Annotated in this window: 15 protein-coding genes and 2 pseudogenes; 12 read left to right on the plus strand and 5 right to left on the minus strand. The window is 62.2% G+C overall.

All coding sequences use genetic code 11. The features are described from left to right. Positions 1-548: 548 nt before the first annotated feature. The 10 genes from AC1VNX_RS24940 to AC1VNX_RS24985 all read left to right on the plus strand — a co-directional run bounded on the left by AC1VNX_RS24940 (position 549) and on the right by AC1VNX_RS24985 (position 10021). Entirely contained in the window at positions 549-1340 is a 792-nt protein-coding gene (locus tag AC1VNX_RS24940) for an ABC transporter ATP-binding protein (protein WP_483160317.1), read from the plus strand. Further along, on the plus strand, positions 1337-2122 hold the full coding sequence (locus AC1VNX_RS24945; RefSeq protein WP_483160318.1) for an ABC transporter ATP-binding protein: 786 nt from the start codon (positions 1337-1339) through the stop codon (positions 2120-2122). The genes AC1VNX_RS24940 and AC1VNX_RS24945 overlap by 4 nt, the downstream gene beginning before the upstream one ends. After that, positions 2119-3975: an AMP-dependent synthetase/ligase gene (locus AC1VNX_RS24950; RefSeq protein WP_483160319.1), complete on the plus strand. Its 1857-nt coding sequence runs from the start codon at positions 2119-2121 to the stop codon at positions 3973-3975. Before AC1VNX_RS24945 ends, AC1VNX_RS24950 begins: the two co-directional genes overlap by 4 nt. A gap of 3 nt (positions 3976-3978) precedes the next feature. Continuing rightward, the gene (locus AC1VNX_RS24955) at positions 3979-4848 is read left to right on the plus strand and encodes a branched-chain amino acid ABC transporter permease (RefSeq protein WP_483160320.1); all 870 of its coding nucleotides are present in this window, start codon (positions 3979-3981) and stop codon (positions 4846-4848) included. 3 nt (positions 4849-4851) lie between these two features. Beyond that, positions 4852-5898, plus strand: a complete 1047-nt coding sequence (locus AC1VNX_RS24960) for a branched-chain amino acid ABC transporter permease (RefSeq protein WP_483160321.1) — start codon at positions 4852-4854, stop codon at positions 5896-5898. Positions 5899-5942: 44 nt separating this feature from the next. Next, positions 5943-7100: an ABC transporter substrate-binding protein gene (locus AC1VNX_RS24965; protein ID WP_483160322.1), complete on the plus strand. Its 1158-nt coding sequence runs from the start codon at positions 5943-5945 to the stop codon at positions 7098-7100. Between the two features lie 79 nt (positions 7101-7179). Further along, positions 7180-8175, plus strand: coding sequence for a hypothetical protein (locus tag AC1VNX_RS24970; protein WP_483160323.1), 996 nt, complete (start codon positions 7180-7182; stop codon positions 8173-8175). Position 8176: 1 nt separating this feature from the next. Further along, positions 8177-9196: a hypothetical protein gene (locus AC1VNX_RS24975; RefSeq protein WP_483160324.1), complete on the plus strand. Its 1020-nt coding sequence runs from the start codon at positions 8177-8179 to the stop codon at positions 9194-9196. Between the two features lie 9 nt (positions 9197-9205). Next, a complete protein-coding gene (locus tag AC1VNX_RS24980) occupies positions 9206-9811 on the plus strand; it encodes a TetR/AcrR family transcriptional regulator (protein WP_483160325.1) in 606 nt (201 codons plus the stop codon). Between the two features lie 57 nt (positions 9812-9868). After that, positions 9869-10021 carry a TetR family transcriptional regulator gene (locus tag AC1VNX_RS24985; protein ID WP_483160326.1) on the plus strand — a complete coding sequence of 51 codons (153 nt, stop codon included), beginning with the start codon at positions 9869-9871 and terminating at the stop codon, positions 10019-10021. Positions 10022-10308: 287 nt separating this feature from the next. Here the strand turns inward: AC1VNX_RS24985 and AC1VNX_RS24990 are convergent, their stop codons facing one another. The 4 genes from AC1VNX_RS24990 to AC1VNX_RS25005 all read right to left on the minus strand — a co-directional run bounded on the left by AC1VNX_RS24990 (position 10309) and on the right by AC1VNX_RS25005 (position 14492). Further along, entirely contained in the window at positions 10309-11451 is a 1143-nt protein-coding gene (locus AC1VNX_RS24990; protein WP_483160327.1) for an AraC family transcriptional regulator, read from the minus strand. A gap of 182 nt (positions 11452-11633) precedes the next feature. Beyond that, on the minus strand, positions 11634-12050 hold the full coding sequence (locus AC1VNX_RS24995) for a PaaI family thioesterase (protein WP_483160328.1): 417 nt from the start codon (positions 12048-12050) through the stop codon (positions 11634-11636). A gap of 402 nt (positions 12051-12452) precedes the next feature. Further along, positions 12453-14015 (minus strand): long-chain-fatty-acid--CoA ligase, encoded by a 1563-nt coding sequence (locus AC1VNX_RS25000; RefSeq protein ID WP_483160329.1) that lies wholly within the window; start codon positions 14013-14015, stop codon positions 12453-12455. A 24-nt stretch (positions 14016-14039) separates the two neighbouring features. Further along, the gene (locus AC1VNX_RS25005) at positions 14040-14492 is read right to left on the minus strand and encodes an ester cyclase (protein ID WP_483160330.1); all 453 of its coding nucleotides are present in this window, start codon (positions 14490-14492) and stop codon (positions 14040-14042) included. A 406-nt stretch (positions 14493-14898) separates the two neighbouring features. Between AC1VNX_RS25005 and AC1VNX_RS25010 the strand changes: the two are divergent. Further along, positions 14899-14949, plus strand: a pseudogene (locus AC1VNX_RS25010) (hypothetical protein); the annotation flags it as partial. A gap of 110 nt (positions 14950-15059) precedes the next feature. Here the strand turns inward: AC1VNX_RS25010 and AC1VNX_RS25015 are convergent. Beyond that, positions 15060-15269, minus strand: a pseudogene (locus AC1VNX_RS25015) (3-hydroxyacyl-CoA dehydrogenase); the annotation flags it as partial. A gap of 145 nt (positions 15270-15414) precedes the next feature. Here AC1VNX_RS25015 and AC1VNX_RS25020 point away from each other — a divergent pair. Beyond that, a complete protein-coding gene (locus AC1VNX_RS25020) occupies positions 15415-16137 on the plus strand; it encodes a helix-turn-helix transcriptional regulator (RefSeq protein WP_483160331.1) in 723 nt (240 codons plus the stop codon). Positions 16138-16338: the final 201 nt, after the last annotated feature.

The following is a 16338-nucleotide window of genomic DNA, read 5'->3' on the forward strand; positions in this document are numbered from 1 at the left end:
GCCGATGGCGGCTGCTTCGCCCCGCGCGGTCTGAACCTCGGCTGCGGCATGCCGAACAGTCTGAGAGTCCTTATCGAGCACACGCCCGCGCACCGCCGTGGCGAGGTCCTGGGCCAGCGGCTGACGGTGATCATCAGCTCGAATACTTTGATGCCGGCCGTGGTAAGCACGGCTGGCGGCCAGTGTCGGTACGACCCCACTCTTCTGAGTCGCGGCTGGCGCTGCACGCTGGTGGTCCGCACACTCTGGCGCTTTCGAGGCACGCATCCACCCTTCAGTGGCGTGGACCAGGCCCCCGTCGGACTTGGGGCAGCAATGGGACGTCAAGTTTGCCGCCTACGTGCGGGGTGTTCGGAGATCTCACCGCGGCGCTGATCGTCGAACCTCGCGGCGCGCTCTGCAGGTCCCCACTCTCGCCCAAAGCGGTTGTCGCGAGGGCGGGTAAACCCCGTATCCTAAAAACTATTGGTCGTTAGAATCCCTCATAAATAGACCGACGAGACGGCCTATTTATGCTTCATATCCATCATTTTTTGAACCCACGGATCATGTTGTCCATCCGAAACTTGCAAGTCGTCTACGGCGGCGCGATTCAAGCGGTCCGTGACCTTTCACTGGAAGTCCGCAAAGGTCAGGTTGTCGCGCTCCTTGGGCCCAACGGAGCGGGAAAGAGCACCGTGCTGAAGGCAGTCTCCGGCGTGCTGGATGCGGAGGACGGTGAAATCGAAAAAGGATCGGTCCGGCTGGGCGGCGTGCCCGTCGAGCGCGAAGCCGCTAACGCCATCGTAGGGCGCGGGCTGGTTCAAGTGCCCGAAGGCCGGCGCCTTTTCCAGACATTGACGGTCGAGGAAAACCTTTTGGCCGGCGCGCATCTCCAGGGTCGCGCTGCAGTGAACCAGTCGCGCGAGTTCGTGTTCAATCTCTTTCCCCGCTTGGTCGATTTGAGGCGGACGGTGGCGGGATACCTGTCCGGCGGCGAGCAGCAAATGGTGGCAATCGGTCGTGCGTTGATGGCACGGCCGACGCTTCTCGCGCTCGATGAGCCCTCTCTGGGCCTCTCGCCAAAAATCGTCACGGAAATCTTCGGTGCCATCCAAAGGCTGCGAGATGCGGCGGGCCTGACCATTCTCCTGGTCGAGCAGAACGCCACGCGTGCACTTGCGATCGCGGACTACGCGTACATCATGGAAAACGGCCGGGTCGTGCTGGATGGCACGAGCGAGAAGCTGAGGGACAACGCCGACATCCGCGAGTTCTACCTGGGCATCAATGCTCATCAGGGCCGCACCAGCATGAGGGACGTCAAGCACTACAAGCGGCGCAAGAGGTGGCTCTCGTGAATGCGAACGCAACCCCGATTCTCGAGGCGCGTGGGATCTCCAAACGTTTCGGTGGCGTGAAGGCCGTCAACGAAGTCAGTCTGAAGGTCATGCCGCGGGAGATTGTGAGCCTCATCGGCCCCAACGGCGCCGGCAAGACCACCACCTTCAACCTGGTGAGCGGAGTGCTTCCACCGACCACTGGACAAATCCTATTCGAAGGGGATGACACGGCGGGATTGAGGTCGTATGACTTCGCGCGCCTCGGCATCGGCAGGACGTTCCAGAATCTGGCGCTGTTCCGCCAAGGCACGGTGGTGGAGAACCTTTTGGTGGGACGCCATATCCACTTCCGCAGCAACGTGCTGCAGTCACTCCTTTTCTGGGGTAGCAGCCGGCGCGAGGAAATTGAGGGCCGCGAGCGCGTGGAGGAAATCATCGAGTTCTTGGAAATCGAGGACCTGCGCGACAAGCCGGTGAGTCAACTTGCCTATGGGCAGCAGAAGCGAGTCGAGCTCGGACGCGCGCTCGCTTGCAATCCGAAAATTCTCCTGCTCGACGAGATTGTTGCGGGCATGAACCGCGAGGAGAAGGAAGATGTCGCACGGTTCACGCTGGACATTCGAGACGAATTCGGCGTGGCCATCCTCATGATCGAGCACGACATGCAGATTGTCATGGACCTGTCGGACCGGATCTACGTGCTGGATTTCGGCAGCCTGATCGCGCAGGGAACTCCCGACGAAGTTGCGGTGCATCCCGCAGTGGTTGCGGCGTACTTGGGTGAAGAGGGGCACGAATGAGCGAGCACAAACTGAACGATGGCAATGCGACGCTGCCTGGGCTCTTGCGTGCCCACGCCAAAGCGCATCCGAATGCGACAGCGCTCCGCGAGAAAGAGCACGGCATCTGGAAGACGGTCTCTTGGGCTCAGTACGAGAAGCGGGCGCAGATGGTGGCGCTTGGCCTGCGGCGACTGGGGCTGCGCCGAGGTGACCGCATCATTGTCGCCAGCGAGAACACACCCGAATGGGTTTGCGCCGACCTCGGCGCTCAGATGATCGGTGTCGAGGTGGTGGGCATCTACCCGACCAACCCTTGGCCGGAACTGCAGTACATCGCACGGCACTGTGGTGCGCGCGTGGCCATTTGCGGCGACCAGGAGCAGACCGACAAAGTCATCGACGCGCGCGACAACGGCGAAGGATTGCCTGCGCTGGAGCGCATCTTCTGCGTCGACATGAAGGGCATGCGCGGCTATCAGCAGGGCGAACCGGAGTCATTCGCGATGCTGCTGGACATGGGGCGCGCTCTGCAGGAGACCGAGCCGTCGGCACTGCAACAGCTCGAACAGGAGGTGGAGGCCCTGTCGCCAGACGACATCCCGGTCCTTGTGTACACGTCCGGAACCACCGGCCCCCCCAAGGGCGCCAGGCTATCCCATCGCAACCTGATCTATGCAGCGCATGGATTCGCGACTCGCTGCGCGATGCTTGGACATCCATACCACGCTGTTTCGTACCTGCCGCTTTGCCACGCAGCGGAGCGCGGCTTTGGCATGGCGCTCCATCTGGTCGTCGGCGGGACGATGAATTTCGCGGAGTCGATTGACACAGTAGCCGGAAACATCCGGGAGATTGCACCGACCTACTTTCTCGGTGTCCCTCGCATCTGGGAAAAACTCCAGCAAGGCTTCACGGTCCGGATCCGTGATGCGAAGTGGTGGAAACGCAAGGTTTTCGAATGGGGCATGACGAGAGGGCGGGCACTGTCCGACCGTCGCGCCGCCCGCCAAGGAGTGGCGACGCCCTTGGACAAGCTGGCGTTCGGCTTCCTCTACCTGCTGCTGTTCCGGAGCATGCAGATGCACATGGGTCTTGATCGAAGCCGTGTTCGACTATGCGCGGGGGCTGCGATCTCGCCCGAAACGCTGCGCTTCTTCGAAGTCATCGGCATCCCAGTGAGCCAGGGATACGGTCTGACTGAATCCGCCGGCCTGGCCTTTGTGCAACCCCCTGAGGCTGCCTGGAAAGTTGGTGGCTGCGGCCGCGCCTTCGATGGCACCGAATGGAAGCTCGGCACGGACGGCGAGTTGTTCCTGCGCTCCAAGGGCGTTTTCAGAGGCTACCTGAACGACGAAAAAGCCACGGCCGCAACGATCGACACCGATGGTTGGCTGGCGACCGGCGACATCGTCGCGGACGATGGCTCCGGTCAGATCTCGGTGGTCGACCGCAAGAAGGCCATCATCATCACGAGCGGCGGCAAGAACGTCGCTCCGTCGGAGCTCGAGAACGCCTTACGCGACAGCTTGTATGTTCACGAGGCGATCGTCGTGGGCGAGGGAAAGCCATTCGTCGGCGCCTTGATCCAGATCGATCTGGAGAACGTCGGGCGTTGGGCCAGCGATCGCGACATCCCGTATACGACCTTCAAATCGCTCGCCGCGCTTCCCGCCGTGCGGGAATTGATCGGCACCGTGGTCGACGAGGCGAACTCGCGCTTCTCCCGCGCTGAAAGTATCCGCAAGTTCGTCCTGCTGGAGAAGGAGCTCGACCACGATGACGGTGAGCTCACGGCGACGCAGAAGGTTCGCCGTTCGATCATTGACAAGAAGTTCGGCAACGAAATGAAGCAGATCTACGGGGGAGGCTGACCCATGCGCTACTTTTTTGAACTGGTCCTCTCGGGACTTTCCATCGGCGCCATCTACGGTCTGATTGCCATGGCCTATGCAGTCGTCTACCGGGCCACAGGTCTGGTGAACTTCGCGCAAGGCGAGATCGGCATGCTGACGGCCTACATCTCCTGGTCGATCGCAACGACGCTTGATCTCGGCACCTGGTCCACGCTTGTGATCGCCATGGGTGTCGGAGCCCTCGTTGGCCTGGTGGTGGAACGCTTCGTCATGCGGCCGATGCTCGGCGAGCCATTGTTCTCCGGAGTCCTTGTCACGGTTGGCGTGGCCGTAATGCTGCGTTCCCTCGTACTCCTGTTCTGGGACGCGACGCCGCACGAGCTGCAACACGGTGCCGACGACATGCTTTCGCTGGGCGGAATCAATGTTCGCGCGCCACAACTGGCCGTCATCGGCTTCCTGCTCGCCGCAGCGGCCGGATTCTGGGCATTTTTCACGTACAGCCGGTTCGGCATTGCGATGCGAGCCGCAGCTGCGGACGAGCGGACGGCCCGACTGATGGGAATTTCCACTGCACGGATGCAGACGGTCGCATGGGCCACGTCGTCCGCGCTCGCGGGGCTGGCCGGCATCTTCTTCGCCGCCATCTACAACTTGTCGCCAACGTTGTTCGCATTGGGGCTGAAGGCGTTTCCCGCGACGGTACTGGGTGGTTTTGACTCGGTCATCGGGTCCGGCATCAGCGGATTGCTGATCGGCGTGTACGAGAACTTGATCGGCGGTTATGTCTCATCGACGTTCAAGGACATCGCCGGCTTCATGCTGATCATCGTGGTGCTGATGGTCCGCCCTTTCGGTCTGTTCGGCGAGAAAAAAATCGAGCGAGTCTAAAAAATGCGAAGTGGCTTCTACAAAGAACGGTTCTCGGAACTCGTCGCGCTGACGGACTCCCGGGTGGTGAAGTGCTGGCTGGTCGTGTTGGCTGGCGGGATGCTGGCCGCGCCCTATGTACTCAGTCCCTACCTGCTATCTCACCTGACGATCATCCTGTTCACCTTGGTGGGCGCGCTGGGGCTCACGGTGCTAACAGGCTTCACAGGGCTGATCTCCTTGGGGCATGTCGCCTTCCTGCTTTTGGGGGCGTATGCGTACGGCATCGCGGTAACCAATTTCGGCTGGCATCCGCTCGTCGCGATCGTGCTCGCAGGCGCAACGCCAGCACTTGGAGGGCTGATCGTCGGGATTCCTTCGCTGCGGCTGAAGGATCTGTATCTCGCCATCACGACGCTGGCCTTCGCGTTCATCGCCAATCGCCTGGTGCTCGCTGGCGGGTCGTTCACCGGCGGCGGCCGTGGATTGTCCGTTCCCCGGCCCAAGGTGCTTGGATTCGATGCTTCCAGCGATGTCGGCTTCTACTGGCTATGTCTCGGCTTCACGGTCGTGGTGGCGGTAGCTTGCCTCAACTTGCGCCGCACAGCGCTTGGGCGAGCGTTCATGGCGATTCGTGACAACGACATCGCGGCGCAGACAATGGGAATCAACCTCGTGCGCTACAAGCTGATGGCGTTCGTCATCAGCGCCTTCATCACCGGCATCGCGGGTGCGCTGATGGCGATGTACTTGAGTTTCATCACGGTCGAGGCTTTTCCTTTCCTTCTGAGCATCGAAGCACTCGCCATCTTGGTCGTCGGCGGTCCCGGCTCCATCCTGGGTGCGGTGCTAGGCACGGTCTTCATCGTCTCCCTGCCGGAAGTGACCACGCTGGCCTTCTCGTTCTTCGGCACCCGGATAACCGACTTGTTCAGTTCACGAGCCCTTGAGATCAAGAGCGTGCTTTACGGGTTCGCGGTGGTCGCGTTCCTCCGATTCGATCCGCGCGGGCTTCGCGGGATGTGGCAGGACTTCCGCCACTCCTGGACTCATTGGCCCCTGGAGTATTGAGTCCGCTTTCATTCCATTCGCTTGATCCAAAGACAGGAGACAACATGCTTCGATTCCTTCGCAGTGCGGTGATCCCGCTCGCCGCCGCCGTCCTCGCCGGCCCTGCCTTTGCCCAACAGCAAGGGATCACCGACACCGAGATTGTCCTTGGCGAGGTGCTGCCTTTCACTGGCCCGCCCGCTCTGGTCGGCAGTGGCCACACGATCGGGACGCGAACCGCAATTGCCGAGGTGAATGCCGCGGGCGGCATCAATGGCCGCAAAGTCCGCCTCGTGTCCGAGGACGATGGCTACCAGCCCACCCGGACGATCCAGGCCATGCGCAAGCTGATCACGTCCGACAAGGTCTTCGGCATCGTCGCTACTTCCGGGGCGAGCCAAGGTCTCGCGGCCCTTCCGCTCATCGAGCAGTCGGGCATTGTGACTATCAGCGCTGCTGGATACGGAAAGCAGCTGTTCACGCCGGTGAAGAAGAACATATTCGTCCTGGGTCAGACGTACGACGTCCTGATCTATGAGCTTGTCAAGCAGATGGACGCTAAGAATCCCGGGAAGAAGTGGGGGATCGTGTCGCAGGACGACGAGTCCGGAGAACTGGTCCGGGAAGGCTTCGAGCGAGCGGCGAAGGAGTTCAAGCTGAACGTTGTTTCCAAGCAGATGTACACGCGTGGGCAGCAGGACTTTTCCTCGGAGATGGCGCGCTTCACCAAGGCTGGTGGAGAGGCGCTCATCGCAGGTGGCATCCTGAACGAGAACGTGGTGATGGTGAAGGAGCTGCAGCGGCTGGGCGCGAGGGTCCCGACGGGAATTTTCTTCATCGGCCGCTTCCCGACGACGTTGCAGCTGATGGGGCCCGCCGGTGACGGCATCTACGTGTCGGACTATGTTGAACCTGAGGAGGGCGCCCGCGGCGTGTCCTTCATAGAGAAGGTCAAGAAGTTCAACTCGGCCGACGAAGTCAAGAAGGTCAATCGCTTCACGCCAATTGGCTACGCGGCCACGGTGACGATGCTCGAGGCGATCCGTCGGTGTGGCAAGGCCGTCACTTGGGCATGTGCGAACGGTGAACTCGAGAAGATGAAGAACTTCGAGACGGGTGTCATGGGTCCGATCACGTTCTCCGCGGATTCCCATTTCTCGCAGATGAAGCCCATCATCATGCAAGGCAGTTACGCCTCGCAGAGCTACAAGCCAGTCGAGTAATCAGGTGGTTCCAGATAACTCTGTCGAGCGCCAGTGCGAGCTGGCATACGAGTGGTGGACCGGCATCTGCTCAGCGTTGGTGTTCACCACGCTGCGCAGGCATGGGCAGGAGACCATCGTCGAACTCGAGCGCCGTAGCGTCAATCGTCACCAGGCCAGCCATTTCCTTCAGGGAATGAAAAAGCTTGGCCTGGATGGCGAATTGCACGACGTCGTGCGGTGCGCCCGCTACCACTACTTCTCCAACACGTTGGGCGCATTGCCGATGCACTACGTGGAGGAATCCCCGACGAAGGTCTGGATTCGTTATCTAGCGCCATTCTGGATGGGCGACAGCCCGCTTCATCCCAGTGCCGGCCCAGCCGCGCTCGGTTCTGCATTCGGGCGCGCGCCTTATCTCGGCTGGCACGCAAACAACGGCGCGTTCCTTGGCAACGACCGCTTGGTGTTCGTGCAGACTCAAAGCCTTTGTGACGGCGACCCTTGGGACGCTGGCTATTTCACGCTGCACGACGAAGCAGTCCCTCCCGGTAAGGGCTATTTCCGCCGGATAGGGGAGTGGGGGCCACCATTCGTGCCGAGCGAAGCGCCGGCTTTGCCGCATGCGGTGTGGCCGGCTGAGCGTCGCGCTCGCGCTCTGCGCAACTACATCATCGACTTCACTGCGAGCAGGTGCGCCACGTTGTTTGAAATGGTCGGCGCTACCGAGACCGCCTCGATCATGGAGAGCGCTGTCCGGACCGTGCTGATTCAGAGATCGCATGCCATGGCGCGCGAGTTGCTCGGATCGCCGATCGGGTCGGTCAGTGACGCGGCGCGCTTCGTCGCAGCCGTCGCTCAGCTTTCCGGCGACTCCGTGCAGGTGGACGACTCGCCGGGCCGTACCGAACTGAGAATCTCAACCAACCGCTTCTGGCGAACCATAGAGACCTATGAGGCTGCCGTGGACGACGGCTTCGCGCGTGCTTGGTCAGATGCCTTGATGCTGCACACGTTCGGCATCGGGTGCCGCATCGAGCCCGGTGCCGGCCCCGACGGAAGGACATGGATCATCAAGGGGCGTCAACGTGGTTGAAATGAACTCCGCAAAAGTCAGCGCAGTGCTCTGGTCTTCAGTTTCAGCGGCCCTGGTGCTGTCGACCCTGCGGACGCACGGGCAGCAGGCTGCGGCTGAAGCCGAAATCCAGGCGCTGAAGCGCATGCACCGGCAACAGTTGGCTGTGTTCGAACCTGCACCTTCCGACGGCGCCCTCGCGCGCTGCATCGCCGCCCAGGCTTTCGCCGATCGACGCCAGGGATTCAACCCTCTTGTCATGGAAGTTGGTGGCAGGGCCTGGTTCGCATACGGTCCGCCGCATTGGATCGGTGATGGCCCCCTCTGCGCATCGACTGCCGTGGCAGCGTTGGGATCGGAGCTGGGCACAGCGAGGTTGCGGGCATCGCACGCCGGAACGGCAGTGGCGTTCGGCGAGCTGTGCTTTGTCCAGACACACGCCGTTTCGGACGGTGATCCTGTCGACGCCGGCTACTTCCGCGAAGCGGATGTCGGGGACGCAGCGTATCGCTATGACCGCAACGGCAGCCCGCTGCCGGAAGTCCTGCTCGACGCGATCGGCCCGCATCTTTTGAAGCCTAGCGACATTGAGCCTGAAACCCTGTCGTCAACTGCCATCGAGGCGGTCATGGAGAGAATGCTGGTGCTCGGCGAGCTTTTCGGGCCTGTGGCCGCTGCAGCCTTGATCGAGCACGCGTTCCGCATAGCGCTGACTGCGCGTTGGGGACAGCTGCCAGCTTCCTTGTCGCTTCCGGCAATCCAAACACCGCATGATGCCGCCGCGTTCTTCATCGATGTCGCGACACTGGCTGGGCAAAATTCCGAGCGGCAGGATTCGGGATCGACGGTCCGCGTTGCGCTGCTAGGCGACGGCCTGTTTGCCGGTCGCGCCGGAATGCCGATAGCATTTCAAGATGCGATCGTCCGGGCGTGGTCGGCGTCGATGACTCACCATGCGTTCCATCTGCGCGCGGTCGCGCAGCGAGGTGGTGTTCCCCATCGCCTCGCGGCGATCGTGTTCGACGAATCCGGACCAGAGTAGCCTGTACGCATGAACGCACCCCCGACGCAAGAAGTTCCCGCCGCCAGCAAGTCCGCCCAGACCCGCCAGCGGATCCTTGATGCGGCGGCGAACGTCTTCGTCGAACGCGGCTACAAGGCGGCGAGCCTCGCGGAGATCGCACAGGCCGCCTCCATAAAGGCGGGCAGCCTGTACTTCCATTTCGGCTCCAAGGACGAGTTGATCAGTGAAGTGCTCAAGGAAGGCGTGGTCCGCACGATGAAGGAAGTGGTTGACGCCGTCGATGCGCTGGCGCCAGAGGCGACGGCGGCTGAACGCCTGCGCACGGCGATGGACGCACACATCTCGGCACTGCGTGGCCACGAGAGTTACGGGTCTGCCATTATCCGCATCGTCGAGGAGGTTTCCCCGGCAGTTAAGGGCCAGTTTCTTAGCCAGAACAAGGCGTACACGGACTATTGGAACGGTTTGATTCGGGAAGCGCAGCGGGACGGTTTCATGGCGGCGAACTCGCAGGCTCGGGTCGTTCGTCGGATCCTGTTCGGTGCGCTGAATAGTTTCGACGTCCGAAGCATGTCGCCGGCCACTGCGACAGCCGCCAGAAGTGCCCTGTTCGCGGTGTTTGGCCTGGAATGAACGCTGGGGCCAGTGGGTAGAAGGCAGTCAGCGCACGACTCGACGAAAAACGAAATCTTGCGCCACGCCGCGGCGCATCTAGCGTCCGTGGGATTCGCGGCGTCGGCGCTCGAGGGCATCGCCTGGCAGTGCGGTGTCTCCAAACAGAAGGTGCTCTACTCCTTCGGCAGCAAGGAGGGCGTTTCAACGGCGGCACACGTCGTCGAATGACGGGCACTCCGAAGCCTGCGATGGATGGCGCTGGAGTACGCCCACACCCGACGCCGCCAGGGCGGCTTGCGGCACCCGATCGGGCATTAATCAAAGCGAAGCTGCAACAGCGCGATGCTAGAGAGGCGGGGGGTTTGAGCGATAACGGATCGGGTCAATCGCATTGCCTTTCGCATCGGATGGGCCACCGCAAACACAAGGTGTCGACCACCGTCAGAAGGTCGCGGCGTCAGGAAGGTCGCGCAGACAGGACCGCGGCCGCAGCCCCGTAAGGCGAGAAAGACCCGCTAGTCGATAGCCCGGCGGTAGGCACCGGGTGGAACGCCCATCCAGTTCTTGAAAGCTCGCTGGAAGGATGCCGCATCGGCAAAGCCCAACTCATCGGCTAGTTTGACGATGGAGACGTCACTACCGCGAAGGCGTTTCACCGCGATATCCCGCCGGAGATGGTCCTTGATAACTTTAAAAGATGCTCCCTCGAGGGCCAACCGGCGCTGTAGCGTACTTGCGGACATGCATAGCATCCTGGCCGTGACTTCGAGATCAGGCCATAGCGGCTGCGGTGTCATCAGCAGGTCAAGCACCCGGCGGCCGATGCGCTCGCTACCACCCTCGCGGCCTCGGTAGAGTGGCCCATCCGCAACAAACGACTGCAGCGCATCTCCGTCGCGGCAGACCGGCATGCGCAGCCCTTCAGAGTTGAAACGGATGGCGCTGGACGGCATACCAAAGCGCAGATCACCAGCGAACATGGGCGCTAGTCCTGCGCGTTCCGCCTGTGGTTCAAAGCTGAATTCGAAGGAAAGCTGCGGGAGACGCCCGCCGACCAGCCAGGCAAACAACTGTGAATAGGCACACAAGGTGTGCACATGAACATGAGGAATCGGCCGCAATTCCTCATTGATGAAATCCAGCCTAATGCCGACGGTGGATCCGTTGTTCTCAACTACGAAGCGCAGATCGTCATGCAACATGCCGAAGGCCTGCACAACATAGCGCAATGCTTCTTCGAGTGTCTTGGTAGTTACGGCCACCCGAGCCTGCAACGCAAAGGCACCGGGCTTCAAGGGGCGAGCCAGCAAGCACAAGGCTTCATCATTCAACTCGCGAATCAGCCCACGCAAGAGCTCCGTGTAGTCCTTTAAAGAAATCTGGCCACCTTCATGGCGCCAAGCCCCTTCGTCGACACGCACCTTGCGCATCAGCTCCGTCGAATTCAGGCCCCTCAGCGACAACCCAAGAGCCATCCACTGCACCAGCGCCGTGCTTACCATCGGTTCTGGGCTACCGGTTCTGGGCATGTTCGGTAGGCCCGACGCACCGGGCATCTGCCCCAAGGCGCCTAGAAAAAGACCGTTTTCCATGTGAGCAATACCGATTGCGTTGGATTCAGGCCCGGTAACGGAGCAGTGGACCGGCAGGCGGTTCACCGCATCGGCCTGTGCCCTTGGAGGGCGTTGTCCTCACGATTCACGGGCATGTGAGCAGACCTAAAAGCCCACCTTGTCGGACGTTTACCTTACCAGAACTCGATCGGGTCGAGAACGAGGTCAATCACGGTGTGGAACACACCCCTCATCGGCTGAGGGGTCGGTGGCACCCGTTGCGGGCCCTAGCCGAGAATCAGCAGCGCCGAGGTCGCCGAGGCCATCGGGCACTCCATGTCGCCCGTGGCGAGCAGGCGTGCACGCGCGTAGGCCACCGGGCGGCCCCGGCGTTCGGTTTCACCGAAGGCGACATGGGGCCCCGGCAGCGCCGCACGTAGGAAATTGACGTTCAGGTTGACCGTGGTGCACGACTGGCCCTGCGGCAGCGCAACCGGCACGCAGAAGGCCATCTGGAAGTCCACCATGACCGTCACCGCCCCACCCTGCAGCACACCGGCGCCCTGCAGGAACATGTCGCCGCGCTGGTACAGCAACTCGACCATGCCGGCCTGGGCGTCGGCGCGCCCAATCCGGGTGTTGAGCGCCCGGCCCATCGGGTTGTTGCTCACAGGGAGGGTGCTGCCGCCCTCGCGGGCATGCATGCCAGCCCAGGTACGGTGCGCGCCCGAAGGCCGCGCATCGCACGGCAGGCCCGGCCACGGGATGCGACGGGCTGTCGCCCATCCAGTACGACGCCAAGTAGCGGATCCACACCTTGGTGGGCGACTCCTCGACGTAGTGCATCGGCAGCGCGCCGAGCGTGTTCGAGAAGTAATGGTACTTGGCGCAGCGGCGCACCTCGTTGGCCTCGTCGTCCAGGCCGAGCTTGGTGATGCCCTGGCGGAAGTGCGCGGCCTGGCGGCGGTTCACGTAGCGCCGCTCCAGGTCGACGATCAGGTCCTGTTCGTGGCTGCGCAGGCAGGAGAGCACCAGCACCGAGCACAGGCCTGACCACAGCTTGTACGGCTCAATCACGTCCGGCCCCGCACTGTGCGGCCCGTTTCTCAGTTGATTTGGCGCTGCTTGTCCTTCCAATACGGTGCCCGCATGTCCTTCTTCAGGACCTTGCCGGTGGCGCTGCGTGGCAGGGCCTCGACGAAGTCGACGCTGGTTGGGCACTTGAAGCTGGCCAGCACCTGGCGGGCATGCTGCTGGATGGCCGCAGCATCCACCGTCGACCCGGGCTTGCGCACCACCACGGCCTTGACGGTCTCGCCCCACTTCTCGCTCGGCACGCCGATGACGGCCACATCGGCCACGTCGGGATGCGAGGAGATCGCCCGCTCCACCTCGACCGGGTAGACGTTCTCGCCGCCGGAGATGATCATGTCCTTAATGCGGTCGGTCAGGAAGATGAAGCCGTCCTGGTCGAAGTAGCCGGCATCGCCGGTACGCAACCAGCCGTCGGGCCCGTACAGCTTGGCCGTTTCGGCGTCGTTGCGCCAGTAGCCCGGACACGACTGTGCGGAGCGCGACCAGATCTCGCCAACCTCGCCCCTCGCGCATTCCTCGCCGCTGGCTGCATCGACGATCTTCACCTCGACCCACGCATACGGCTTGCCGGCCGACAACAGCCGGTACGAACGCTCGCCCTCGAGCACATGATCCTCTGGCTCCAGCTGCGAGAACGCCCCGGTGGTTTCGGACAGGCCATAGACCTGCACGAAGTCGCAACGGAAAGCGGCCATCGAGCGGACCAGGTTCTCGCGCGCGATCGGTGCACCCGCATAGAGGACGCGGCGCAGCGAGAACCGGCGGTCGGCCGCGCCGGGCACGGCACTCATCACCTGCAGCATCGCCGGGACGAAGAACGCGAAGGTGATCTTCTCCTTCTCGAGCAAGCCCACCACGGTGGCGGGATCGAACTCGCGCACGATAACGGAGCGGCAACCCGCTTCCATGCCCACCAACGCATAACCGATGCCGCCCATGTGGAACAGCGGCATGCACACCAAGCTGGTGTCATCGGCACGGTGCGACCAGGCCCCCAGCACCTTGTCGAATAGGCACGAGACATTGCGCTGGTCCACCAGCACGCCCTTTGGCGAGCCGGTGGTGCCGCTGGTGTACAGCTGCAACACCGTGGGGTTGTCGCCAGCATCGATCATCGGGTCGCCGGACGGGCCCTGGGCCCAGGTGCGCCATTGCGGCCAAGGCGATGCCTCGCTCTCATCCGCAAGCGAAACGAACACCGGCCGCTTCGGCAGCTCGCCGTCGAGCTGGCTGCAGACCTCGAGGAAATCGGGGCCGACGAAGATGACCTTGGCTTCGCTGTCGGCCAGCGTGGCCGAAAGCTCCGCGGCCGACAGCCGCCAGCTGATCGGTACCGGCACCGCGGCACTCAGCGCGCAGCCGAACAGCACCTCAAAGAACACACAGCCATTCTTGTCGATGATGGCTACCCGGTCGCCCGGCCCCACGCCGGCAGCGATCAGCGCCTTGGCCACCACACACGATCGCTCGTACAGGTGCGCCCAGGTCATGCTGGTGTCGGCTTCGACCAGCGCGATGTTGGACGGCTGGGCAACGGCTTGTCGCCGAACGATGTCAGCAACGCGGTTCGGCACACGAACTCCTCGAGGCTGCGTTCATCACTTCGTCGCGCCCTGGTACACGCCGATCTGCTTCATCAAGCCCAGCAGATCGTAGGACGCACGCAGCTCGGTAGCCAGCCCGTCGCGGAAGTCGAAGACCTCGACGCCGAAGAACTCGAAACTGCGGCCCGTGCCCTTGATGCCCGGTGGGTTCAGCACGCCGGAGAAGGTACCCCAGCCGCGCCAGGGGAAGCACACCGTCGGCTGATGTTTGGCGAACATCGGCTCACCGTGCGCTTCCCATCCCAAAACAGGGTACGCATCCATCACGTATTTCAAGTAGGCAACGGCGGCGTCCCGACCTTGGACGAACCAGCCGGTGTGGGCGGTGGTCGGGCTGCGGAGGATGAAGTCCTCGGAAATGATCGGCGCCAATGTCCGGGAATCATTCGAACTCCAGGCGTCAAGCCACGACTGGTACCACTTCTTGGCAAAAACCTCGTCAACCATATTCAAGCTCCTGTGCAACGCGCCGAGCCCTCCCGGGCCTTTCAGCATCACTTTGAAAAAACAAACCGACTTCTAAGTACCCTCTGACTCACAAGGTCAGCAGGTCCATCGGCAGTGTCATTCGCGCCGCAAACATAGGCAATGATCGAACGCGGCAACGCACTTGCATTCGGCCCCAAAGGCCGAATGTCTCCCAGGCACCCTTCTGCTTGAGATTCCCTGAGGTAAGCGTCCCGTGAACCCGTCTTCAATCGGCGTTAGGAGCAAAGGATGCTCGTGTCCACTAAGACTTGGTGGAAACGTGAACACTATCTCTCCTCAGCACACAGGCGATCGGCGGCGCCCCCTGCACGGCGGCGAGTTCAAGGCCAACGCCGTTGCGTTGGCTGCGCAGCCCGGCATGTCGATGGCGGCTGTGGCGATGTCTTTCGGTATCAATGCGAACTTGTTGCGTCGCTGGGTGCGTGACGCGGAGATCCAGCCGCGTAGGCCCGAGCCAATCGATGCACCGAAGGCACTGCCTAATGCCGCACCAAGCCTGGCAGTCAGCAGATTCGTGCCCGTGCAGCTGCCGATCAGGTTGACCGTGACGGCCTCGCCGAAGGCGGCCAGTGCGTGCGGGTCGTTCTTGCCCATGGTCTTCTCGGCCGGGGCGATGCCGGCAGAGCTGACGAGGCCGACCAGCTTGCCGAGCTTGAGGGCGGCCGCCACGGCGACCTGACCGTCGGCTTCCTGGCTCACGCCGCACTTGACGAACACGCCGCCGATTTCCTTGGCCCGCCTCTAGAATCTTTCTAATCGCAGATGCATACGAGTATGTGGTGAGACATCCCTTCCAATGAACGCTCCTAGCTTGTCGCCCCCTACTGACCAACAATCTGACGCGCCTAGTCGCTCCGGGCTGCAGGCTCGGATCGTCGATTTGCCCGACAAGGACTTCCTAACCTGCAGCGAGCTGACGTTTTCGATCGCCGATGCGCTGGTCGGTCGCATCGATGAGATGTTGCCTTCATCCGAGACGCGAGTAGCCTGGACAGATGAGTTCGTTTCCAGGCGTTTGTACCCACGCTCATATTCGGCGCGGCAAATGATCATGCAGCGTAGGCGAGAGGAAGTTGCAGCCCTCTCAAGTGAAGCTCTCAAGCCATTGATATCGCCCGAAAGAGAACGCTGGCTAGACGCATGTGCGCACCGTCTAAAGGACCTGCAGACCTGGGTGGCCCGGGAGAAGCTCCAGATCTTTACTGCGGCCCGGACACAAGCGCTCTCCCCCGCGCCAGGGACATATCTGCGCCGCGTGGATGCCGTCCGGTATTGCCTGGAATCCGGTTTCGAGATCAAAGAACGCGCGATCGCCAACAGCAACGCATCGCATGGCGCTCCTGCGGCAGCAGTGGTGGTGGCGCCGAGATCGCACTCAGAAACGCCGACTCCAGCAAAGTCCAGTTCGAGGCTCCTACGCGGCAAGGAAGCCATTTCCCGCACCGGCCTTTCCCGCTCGACCTTCTATGAACGACAAAACCCGAAGAGTCAGTATTTCGATGCGACTTTTCCGAAACCCGTGCAGATCGGCCCAAGTTCCATAGCCTATCGAGAAGACGAACTCGACGCGTGGATCGCCACTCGCCCTCCGAAGCAACGCTGACTGCTTTTCACGACGACCAGCAGACTTGCTTAACTCCGCGCCAGACCGGGCGACGCGTGCCAGCGTTTGGCAAGCTTGCGTTCGCCACCGGTCTCACCCCGCCCCTCGTCTCGCTTCCTGCTGCACACGGCGATCCGCAGTTCACCCGGTTCGCACTGCCTTCGGCTGTCCTTAGCTGATTGCCCGACCACTCCCAATGAA

Source organism: Variovorax sp. TLI9-5A, from assembly GCF_056867935.1.

Excerpts from the sequence above, each read along its gene's own strand:
- AC1VNX_RS24975 (WP_483160324.1), top strand. The coding sequence starts at position 8,177 with ATGAACTCCGCAAAAGTCAGCGCAGTGCTCTGGTCTTCAGTTTCAGCG.
- AC1VNX_RS24980 (WP_483160325.1), top strand. The coding sequence starts at position 9,206 with ATGAACGCACCCCCGACGCAAGAAGTTCCCGCCGCCAGCAAGTCCGCC.
- AC1VNX_RS24960 (WP_483160321.1), top strand. The coding sequence starts at position 4,852 with ATGCGAAGTGGCTTCTACAAAGAACGGTTCTCGGAACTCGTCGCGCTG.
- AC1VNX_RS25005 (WP_483160330.1), bottom strand. The coding sequence starts at position 14,492 with ATGGTTGACGAGGTTTTTGCCAAGAAGTGGTACCAGTCGTGGCTTGAC.
- AC1VNX_RS24940 (WP_483160317.1), top strand. The coding sequence starts at position 549 with ATGTTGTCCATCCGAAACTTGCAAGTCGTCTACGGCGGCGCGATTCAA.
- AC1VNX_RS24965 (WP_483160322.1), top strand. The coding sequence starts at position 5,943 with ATGCTTCGATTCCTTCGCAGTGCGGTGATCCCGCTCGCCGCCGCCGTC.
- AC1VNX_RS24950 (WP_483160319.1), top strand. The coding sequence starts at position 2,119 with ATGAGCGAGCACAAACTGAACGATGGCAATGCGACGCTGCCTGGGCTC.
- AC1VNX_RS24995 (WP_483160328.1), bottom strand. The coding sequence starts at position 12,050 with ATGCATGCCCGCGAGGGCGGCAGCACCCTCCCTGTGAGCAACAACCCG.
- AC1VNX_RS24955 (WP_483160320.1), top strand. The coding sequence starts at position 3,979 with ATGCGCTACTTTTTTGAACTGGTCCTCTCGGGACTTTCCATCGGCGCC.